Genomic DNA, 9,057 nt, shown 5'->3' with positions numbered 1-9,057 from the left:
GCATTGGCATCGATAATTAAATTGTAAATTTCTTCAGTGGATTTTAAAACGGGTTTAAATACAACTTTTACAGGAATAGCGGCTGCATCATTAAATGATTTTGCAACCAATATGGAATGTTTGGCAACTTGTTTTAAAGTTTCTTCTCCATATAAATTCTGGCTGCCGGTTGCAAACCAAACTTCTAATCCTCTTATGCTGATACTACTTTTCATTTTTTTTATTTATTTAGATAACAGTTCAATATCTTTTATCTGCGTGGGAAACCAAACCGTCATTTCGCCCTTACCCCTGTTGGCCCAGCTGTAATAAGGTATGGCTGTAAAATTTTGTTTTTGTGTTGAAATACTTTCGTTATTATTTATAATTACTGCAGGTACTTCGGCTTTTAAAACCATGATGCCATTTAAAACCCCAGGTTTAAATTCGCTTGTAAAATTAGTATTGGCAGGCATTAAAATATTACTGGTTTTACCATTATTATCAGCCCATTCGGCACAATACATAATTGGCCCACGCTGCAATGCTATTTTGCCAATATCGTTGGTAACTTTTTCATTTGCTACCACTCTTTTTACTTCCATAGGTAATAACACCTCTACCACATCATTCTTTTTCCAGGCTTTATTTATCACAGCATAGCCATTTTGAATAGCATAATCTGTTGCAATTCCATTTACCTTAATTACTATTTTAGCAAGTGATGCTGTTTCAAATTTATAAAGATCGGATGGCACGGCGCTGTTATTTGCCCAACCCGGAATTCTTATGAATACATTAAATGTATTTGCTGCAGCTGAATTTATTTTAAAAATTAAATTGCCCTCCCACGGATAATTATTTTGCTGTTCAATTTTAACAGGCTTATTATTTACCATTAAATCAACGGTACTGTTGATGAAAAGATTCACAAATAAATTATTTTCTTTTTGTGCATACATATACCCCGGCACCGAAGGAATTAAACGGGTTAAATTAGTGGGGCAGCAACTGCATTCAAACCATCCCGACCTTGCACCTTCAAAATCTTTGTGATTAAAACTATTCCGCACTTCCATCGCATTGGTATAAAAAAAAGATTTGCCATCTAAACCAATACCACTAATTAATCCGTTGTATAACATTTTTTCCAGCACATCAATATATTTTGCGTCGCCGTGCAATAAAAACATCCTGTAATTCCAGTAAACACCGGCAATGGCAGCGCAGGTTTCGTTGTAAGCAGTGTTGTTGGGCAATTCGTAATTTTCGCCAAACCTTTCGCCATCACCCTTTGCACCAAGTCCGCCCTGTACATACATTTTTTTTGTAACTACATTATCCCAAATTTTATCAATAGCTTTTGTCAGGCTGTCGTCGCCGGTAAGTGCGGCAACATCTGCAACAGCTGCATATAAATACCCAGCTCTAACGGCATGGCCAACAGCTTGATCCTGCTGTATAACTGGTTTGCTGTCCTGCCAGTAAGATCCATTTTTCCAACTGTCATTACTTTTTGCATCGTAGCCAGGGTAATGGCCTCTTGCTTCAATAAAAAATTTAGCGGTATTTAAATATTCTTTCTTCCCTGTAATACGAAACAATTTTACTAAACCCATTTCTACAATTTCGTGGCCTGGTGCTACAGTTTTTTTGCCGGGGCCAAAAACACTGCACACCAAATCAGCATTCTTTAAAGCGATGTCTAAAAAATTTCTTTTTTTGGTGGCCAGAAAATGTGCTGCTGCAGCTTCGTACATGTGGCCGGCATTATATAACTCATGGCTTAGCTCTCTTTCTTTTTCCCATCTTTCTTTACCAACCCAACTGCCAACGTTTACAGGATCAATAGTTCTTGCTGTATATAAATATCCATCAGGTTCCTGTGCAGCCTTAATAATAACAATTAAAGAATCTACGTAAGCTTCTAATTTTTTATCGGGATGTACCGCTAATGAGAACGAAGCTCCTTCAATGGTTTTATAAATATCTGTATCATCAAAAGGATAACGGGTACAAAATTTTCCCTGCTTTTGTGCCGCCATTACAAAGTTTTTTACACGGCCAGTATTTTCGCAACGTTCAAAAGATGCAGGTATGGTAACAGTTCGGTTGATCTCAATTCTCGGCAACCAAAATTTATCGGATAATTTTACCTGTGTAAAATTCACTTCTTTAATGGCATAATCTTTTTGCTGTGCAATTGCAGCAGCAGAAAAAAATAAACTTAAAAGGAAAATATTTTTTTTCATTTTAAAAAAATAAAAAATTACTTAACAGAAAATTTATAAACAGAAGTATGCATATATTTTTCCCCGGGCTTTAAAATAGTGTTGGGGAATGTTGGCTGATTGGGTCCGTCGGGAAAATGCTGTGTTTCTAAGCAAAGCCCGGCATACAAAACATATTTCTGATTATTTTTTGTGTTGGTTAATGTACCATCTAAAAAATTACCGCTGTAAAATTGTACGCCGGGTTCGGTAGTAAACACTTCCATAAAACGTCCGCTGCCAGCATGGTATAATGTTGCAATACTTTCTAAAGTATTACCGGTTTTATTCAATACCCAGTTATGATCGTAGCCGCCTTTTACAGATGCAATATCTCTTCCTATTTTTTTTGCTGTTGTAAAATCCATCGGGGTACCTTTTACATCAGGCAATTTCCCTGTTGGTATCAATAAAGAATCTACTTCCGTAAATTTATCAGCCTTCAGCATCAACACATGATCTAAAATGGTAGAATCTTTTCCCGCTGATAAATTAAAGTAAGCATGATTGGTTAAGTTAACAGGTGTTGCTTTATCTGTTGAAGCAGCGTACTCAATTTTCACCGCATTATCTGCAGTTAAAGTGTAAACTACTTCTACTGATAAATTTCCGGGATAACCTTCTTCGCCATCTTTACTCAGATAAGTTAATTTTAAACTGCTATCGCCTGCTTGCTTTTCTGCTTTCCACATTACTTTATCAAAACCTTTTAAACCGCCATGTAAAGATTGGCCATTATTGTTTTTCGCTAAAGTGTAAGTGGCACCATCTAATGTAAACTTACCTTTGGCAATGCGGTTACCATACCGTCCAATCAAACAGCCAAAATAAGGATTTCCTTTTTGAATGTATCCGGCTAAAGAATCATATCCCAAAATCACATCGCCATCATTTCCTTCTTTATCTTTTGTAATAATTTTTGTAACGGTGCCGCCATAATTTAAAATACTTACCTGCATGCCATTGGCATTGGTTAAAGTATATTCTGTTACAGCTTCGTTGTTAAATGTGCCAAAAGGTTTTTCTGTAATACTCATTTTAGTTTCATTTTTGGTTGCAGTTTTTTCTGTACTATTATTGCAGGAAAATAAAAACAGAGAAGCTGCCAGGAGGAATGATGATGCTTGTTTCATAATTAGCTATCGTTTTATTTTAAAATGTTGAGTTAGTTTTTTTAATTAAATACTCTAACTAACCGCTGTCGGGGTTTTCAACCGCCGAGAGGGTTAGGCAATTTCTTTTACTGCCCGTAATAAGAATCTGGTCCGTGTTTACGTTCAAAATGTTTTTGTATCAATGCATCTTTTAATCTTGGTGCATTAAAATTAATTTGTTCGGTAAGCAATGCCATTTTAGCAATACATTCCAGCACGGCGCTGTTGTGTACTGCTTTTGCTGCAGTTTTTCCCCAGGTAAATGGCGCATGATTACCCACTAATACCATTTCCACTTCTTCGTATTTTAAATCATTCGCTTTAAAGCAATTCATTATTTGAAAACCAGTTTCATATTCGTAATTGCCTTTTATCATTTCATCATCCATTGGTGGCGCACAGGGAATATCAACTGTATTGTAATCGGCATGTGTTGTACCAAAAATTGGAATATCCCTTTGTGCCTGCGCCCATGCCGTTGCGTAAGCAGAATGGGTATGAACGATACCGCCAATATTGCCCCAGTGTTTATACAGCACTGCATGGGTTAATGTATCGGATGATGGCCGCAAAGCTCCTTCAATAGTTTTGCCATCAAAATCAACAATCACCATTTTTTCAGGTGTTAATTCTTCGTAAGCAACACCGCTTGGTTTTATGGCGAATACACCAAGGTTTCGGTCAGCAGCACTAACATTACCAAATGTAAAAAGCACTAAACCTAATTTGGGCAATTGCATGTTGGCTTCGTATGCTTCCTGTTGTATGTGTTGATACTTATTACTCATCGCTGTTTTTTCTTATTCCTTAAAAGATAAAATATATTATTTCAAAAACAATTCAATCATTTTTTCATTTGTTCCGTCCTTTAGGCCGGGTTAAAAAATATATGTTTACAGGCTTTAGCCAAAATTCACTATGTACTAATAACTAAGTTTGCCTAAAGCCTATTACATTATGAATAAATATCCCAGACTAAAGCCCGGGGCAATTCATTATTTATTTTCAATTTTATTTCCTAAATCTAAATACATTTTATAGCGCTTTGCATAATATTCCACTTTATCTTTTTCTGGCTCATAAGTTTTTTCAAAGCCCTGCCCCATGGCGTTCATCGCATCTTCTACCTTTTTGTAAATGCCCGCCGCCGTGGCGGCGAACATAGCTGCACCGTTGGCACAGGTTTGTTCGCTGCTGTGTATGCGTACAGGCATATTCAATACATTTGCCATTGTCTGTATTACATAAGTTGATTTTTTTGCAACACCGCCTAATGCAATGATTCCTTTTACGGGAATACCTTCTGCAATAAAACGCTCTACAATGGCTTTGCTGCCAAAACAAGTTGCTTCTACTAAACTTTTAAATATTCTTGGTGCGTCGCTGGCTAAATTAATATTTGCAATTACACCTTTTAATAACTGGTTTGCGTCAGGAGTTCGTCTGCCATTCATCCAGTCGAGTGCTAACTCATCATTATCATTTAATTCAATTGCTGCTGCTTCGGCTGCTAATGTGGCAATTATTTTATCACAGATTGCTTCTCTTTCTTTTTCATTACTTACAAATTGATTTACTGGCCAGCTTAATAAATTTTTAAACCAGGCATAAATATCACCAAATGCAGATTGCCCTGCTTCCATCCCGATCATACCGGGAATAACAGACCCATTTACCTGGCCACAAATACCTTTTACCAAAGTATCTTTTACTTCATCAATCGGTGCCACTAAAATATCGCAGGTGGAAGTACCCATTACTTTACTAAGACAGTAGGGTTCAATTTGCCCGCCTACTGCACCCATGTGGCAATCGAATGCGCCGGCTCCAATTACTACATCATTGGATAATCCTAATTTTTGCGCCCATTCGATACTGATAGTGCCAACAGATTGTGAAGAAGTATATATTTCAGTAAATAATTTTTCAGTAATGCCGTCCAGTAATGGATCAAGCGATTTAAAAAAATCATTGGGCGGTAAGCCGCCAAACTCTGCAGCCCACAAAGCTTTGTGGCCTGCGCTGCAAACACCTCTTTTTAATTTTGCGGCATCATTACCGCCAGTTAACACAAAAGGAATCCAGTCGCAATGCTCCACAAAAGAATGTATGTTTTTTTGAATTACTTCGTCTGCTCTTAAAATATGCAGCAGCTTTGCCCAAAACCATTCGCTGCTGTAAATGCCGCCAACAAATTTTAAATAATTAACGGGGAATTTTGTTGCATGAGTATTTATTTCTCCGGCTTCTTTAATTGCGGTATGATCTTTCCATAATACAAACATAGCGTTGGGATTATTTTCCATGCCGGGTAATAAAGATAAAGGTGTTCCGCTTTTATCAACTGCCACCGGCGAAGAGCCTGTGGTATCTACGGAAATACCTTTTACATTTTCAGCGATATCAGCGCCTGCTTTTTGCAAACAATCTTTTATTGTTGCCTCCAGGCCTTCAACATAATCTAAGGGATGTTGACGAAATTGATTTTTACCTGCGTTGCAATATTTTCCATCTTTCCATCTTGGATAATAAAAAACAGAAGATGCTATCTCTTCTCCGTTAATTGCATTCAGCAAAACTGAACGAACGGAGTCCGTACCAAAATCGACACCAATTACAAATGCAGTATTGCTCATTATTTAATTTAATAATTGCTTTAAAATATCATCGTTATAGTCTTCGATAAAACCAATAATATTGGCATATGCAGCAAACTCCTCTTTTGTATGCATGGTTGTTATTACCACACATTTCATATTAGCATTTAATGCTGCCTCCACTCCTTTTGGCGCATCTTCAAATACAATACAATTTTGCGGATCAACATTTAATGCTGCAGCCCCTTTTAAAAAAGTTTCGGCATCAGGTTTACTTTTTACCACATCGTCGGCGCTTACCAATGCACCAAAATAATTGCGGATGTTTAAACCATCCAAAACAAAATCAACATTAAATAAAATGGCTGCGGAGCCAAAGGCCATTTTAATTCCTGCGGCATCGGCTTTTTTTAAATACTCATCCAGCCCGTCAATTAATTTTAAATGGGGAAGAAAATCATGCTGGTATTTTTTTTCTTTAGTGATACTGATCAAATCTTTTTCTTCCTGTGTAAATTTTCCGGGGAAAATGCGATCAAGAATTTCTTCATTTTTTCCATAACATTCCCTCTTGCTTTCTTCTAAAGAAAACATTTTACCATACTGATGAAAAATATTATGCCATGCCCTTATGTGAAAAGGCATATCATTGACCATGGTTCCGTTTAAATCAAATAAAAAAGCTTTTGGTGGTTTCATACTTATGCAGTTCCAGAAATTACAATGTTCAGTTTTTTAAACCTGAAATTAACAATCGTTAAGAATATCAAATTTTTAATTTTTTAGCTATATGTACAACTGCTATTTTAAAATTAATTGATGGTATATTATCAAATTATATTAATTTAACAGTCATTAACTGATAATATAGTATTTATAAAGTATGAAAACGCTTATCCAGAAAATACATATTGATGAGCAGCATTCCTTTGCCTGCCGTAAATACAGGACCCCAAATTTTGAAACCAGCTGGCACAAGCATGAGGAGTATGAACTGATATTGATTACAGAAGGCCATGGTACGGCTTTAATTGGTGATTTTGTGGGTGAATACAAAACAGGAGATATTTATTTTATTGCCGGTAACCTTCCGCATTCTTTTCGTAAAAGGCACCACAAAATTACCGGTGATGCCATTGCCGCACATTTTAAGAAAGATGTTTTTGGGGAAACGTTTTTTTTAGCCCCGGAAATTAAAAATATCTTTACCCTTTTAAATAAAAATGATGCCGTTCAATTATTGAATAAGTTGAAGAAAGAAGTTACCTCTTTATTAATTGAAATGGAAAGTGCAAAAGGTTTTAACCGTATAAATTTATTGCTGCAGTCGTTGCAAAAAATGAGTACTTCATCAAGCTTTACAAGAGTTACGGAGGATTTTTCATCGCCGGATAATAATATTAATCCTGCTATTGATAAAATAATAGACTACTCTTTTAAACATTATTTAGAGCCGGTAACCTTGCAGCAGGTTGCACAAATTGCAGACATGAGCATTCCCACTTTCTGCCGTTTCTTTAAAAAAAATATTAAAAAAACTTATTTCAATTTTTTGCAGGATCTACGCATCAGCCACGCCTGCAAATTATTAACTACCACTGATAAAACTGTAATGGATTGCTGTTACGAAAGTGGTTACAACAGTTGGGCACATTTTACCAAACAGTTTAAGCAGATAAAAAAAATTACACCGTCGCAGTACAGGAAGGAGTTTGTGGAGAAGGGGAAGTGATTGGCACGCTGGGAAAATGGCACGCAGAACCGCAGAGGGCACAGAGGGAATACAAAGAAAATCGAGATTGCTTATTTGATTTAAAATTGTCTAAATGTTTGTAAATCCCATCCCTATAAAATCGGTTGAATTTTATTTCCATTATTTTTTCACCTCTTCTTCCTCTGTCCCTCAGCGTACCACCTATTTCTCCACCCTAAACCAATCCACTTCTGCAAAGCCTGCATCATTAATAATTTGTGTACGGGTGCAGAAGAAACCCATTGTTGCACCAATCCATTTGCCGGGTGTGGCTTTAAAAGTTTCTGCAATATCAGTAAATATTTTGCCATCGCTGCTGTAACTGAAAGTACAAACAGCACCTTTGATTACTTTTAATTTAAAATAAAAATCTCCGCTATTAATTTTTGTTACTTCAATTTCTGTTTCAGGTTTACCATGTTCGGCATCTATGCATTTGGTATAACTTAAATAAAGTCCGTCAGCTTTTTTGGTTACGGTAATATTGGCGTAACTCATTCCTAAAACTACCAACCCAAATTTTTCGCCATTAGTTTTTGGTGTGAATAAAAATTTAGCTGTTGCTTTAAATTCTTCTGCAGGAAATTTTTGGGCGAGGATGTTAGGGATTTCCCATAAATTTTTTGCTGTATCCGGTTGTAAAACACTGTTGAAACGGATGACTCCTTTTCCAGGATAACAAAATGCCCAACCCAGTTTTGTATTAGCATGCCATTGCCATTGCAAACCAATTTTATTATTATTAAATTCATCTGATTCCTGTGGCATTGTTATGGGGTACTTTTTTCCAACGTTTGGTTTTTTGTAACTCATTACCGGCTCACCAATACCGTTACCATCATTGTCAACTCCCATTACCGGCCAATTATTAACCCATTTCATTGGTTGCAGATGAATAATTCTGCCGTATGCATCTTTATCCTGAAAATGAATGAACCAATCTTCCCCCGTTTGTGTTTGTACCCAGGCACCCTGGTGTGGACCATTAACTGGTGTTGAACCTTGCTCTAAAACAACTTTTCTTTCGTAAGGGCCATAAATATTTTTACTGCGTAAAATAGTTTGCCAGCCCGTTGCCACTCCGCCTGCAGGTGCAAAAATGTAATAGTAGCCATTGCGTTTGTATATTTTTGGCCCTTCAATGGTGGCATCTAATTCGTGTCCATCATACACCAACACGCCATCGCTTATTACTTTATCGCCTGCGGTATTTAATTCTTTTATTAAGATAACAGATTTTGTTCCGGCACGGCTGCCTGCTAATGCATGTGCTAAATAATTTTTTCCGTTATCATCCCATAATG

The 9,057-nt window shown here is 36.6% G+C and carries 7 protein-coding genes and 1 pseudogene; 1 reads left to right on the top strand and 7 read right to left on the bottom strand.

Annotated elements, in window-relative coordinates:
- From ACY65O_RS11425 to ACY65O_RS11400, 6 genes and pseudogenes are all read right to left on the bottom strand, one after another.
- Positions 1–215 (bottom strand): annotated as a pseudogene (locus tag ACY65O_RS11425) (L-arabinose isomerase); the annotation flags it as partial.
- 9 nt (positions 216–224) lie between these two features.
- Positions 225–2,231, bottom strand: a complete 2,007-nt coding sequence (locus ACY65O_RS11420) for a glycoside hydrolase family 127 protein (RefSeq protein ID WP_462220986.1) — start codon at positions 2,229–2,231, stop codon at positions 225–227.
- A gap of 17 nt (positions 2,232–2,248) precedes the next feature.
- Complete coding sequence (locus ACY65O_RS11415) at positions 2,249–3,382, bottom strand: aldose epimerase family protein (protein WP_462220985.1); 1,134 nt, start codon at positions 3,380–3,382, stop codon at positions 2,249–2,251.
- 107 nt (positions 3,383–3,489) lie between these two features.
- Positions 3,490–4,191: an L-ribulose-5-phosphate 4-epimerase gene (locus ACY65O_RS11410; RefSeq protein ID WP_462220984.1), complete on the bottom strand. Its 702-nt coding sequence runs from the start codon at positions 4,189–4,191 to the stop codon at positions 3,490–3,492.
- A 207-nt stretch (positions 4,192–4,398) separates the two neighbouring features.
- Positions 4,399–6,039, bottom strand: a complete 1,641-nt coding sequence (locus ACY65O_RS11405; RefSeq protein WP_462220983.1) for a ribulokinase — start codon at positions 6,037–6,039, stop codon at positions 4,399–4,401.
- A 3-nt stretch (positions 6,040–6,042) separates the two neighbouring features.
- Positions 6,043–6,699 carry an HAD family hydrolase gene (locus ACY65O_RS11400; RefSeq protein WP_462220982.1) on the bottom strand — a complete coding sequence of 219 codons (657 nt, stop codon included), beginning with the start codon at positions 6,697–6,699 and terminating at the stop codon, positions 6,043–6,045.
- A 184-nt stretch (positions 6,700–6,883) separates the two neighbouring features.
- On the opposite strand from ACY65O_RS11400, the gene ACY65O_RS11395 reads away from it, so the two are divergent.
- Entirely contained in the window at positions 6,884–7,732 is an 849-nt protein-coding gene (locus ACY65O_RS11395) for an AraC family transcriptional regulator (RefSeq protein ID WP_462220981.1), read from the top strand.
- Positions 7,733–7,915: 183 nt separating this feature from the next.
- On the opposite strand, the gene ACY65O_RS11390 is transcribed toward ACY65O_RS11395, so the two are convergent.
- The coding region (locus ACY65O_RS11390; RefSeq protein ID WP_462220980.1) for a beta-xylosidase family glycoside hydrolase at positions 7,916–9,057 on the bottom strand (1,142 nt) is incomplete at its 5' end.

The sequence above is a fragment of the Ferruginibacter sp. genome (assembly GCF_031430955.1).
Classification (GTDB): domain Bacteria; phylum Bacteroidota; class Bacteroidia; order Chitinophagales; family Chitinophagaceae; genus Ferruginibacter.
Note: the sequence above shows the minus strand (reverse complement) of the source record. Positions and strands in the feature narration are given on the sequence as shown.

What these genes read in the sequence shown, in the direction of transcription:
- ACY65O_RS11420 (WP_462220986.1), bottom strand. Translation starts at nt 2,231, where the DNA reads ATGAAAAAAAATATTTTCCTTTTAAGTTTATTTTTTTCTGCTGCTGCA.
- ACY65O_RS11415 (WP_462220985.1), bottom strand. Translation starts at nt 3,382, where the DNA reads ATGAAACAAGCATCATCATTCCTCCTGGCAGCTTCTCTGTTTTTATTT.
- ACY65O_RS11410 (WP_462220984.1), bottom strand. Translation starts at nt 4,191, where the DNA reads ATGAGTAATAAGTATCAACACATACAACAGGAAGCATACGAAGCCAAC.
- ACY65O_RS11405 (WP_462220983.1), bottom strand. Translation starts at nt 6,039, where the DNA reads ATGAGCAATACTGCATTTGTAATTGGTGTCGATTTTGGTACGGACTCC.
- ACY65O_RS11400 (WP_462220982.1), bottom strand. Translation starts at nt 6,699, where the DNA reads ATGAAACCACCAAAAGCTTTTTTATTTGATTTAAACGGAACCATGGTC.
- ACY65O_RS11395 (WP_462220981.1), top strand. Translation starts at nt 6,884, where the DNA reads ATGAAAACGCTTATCCAGAAAATACATATTGATGAGCAGCATTCCTTT.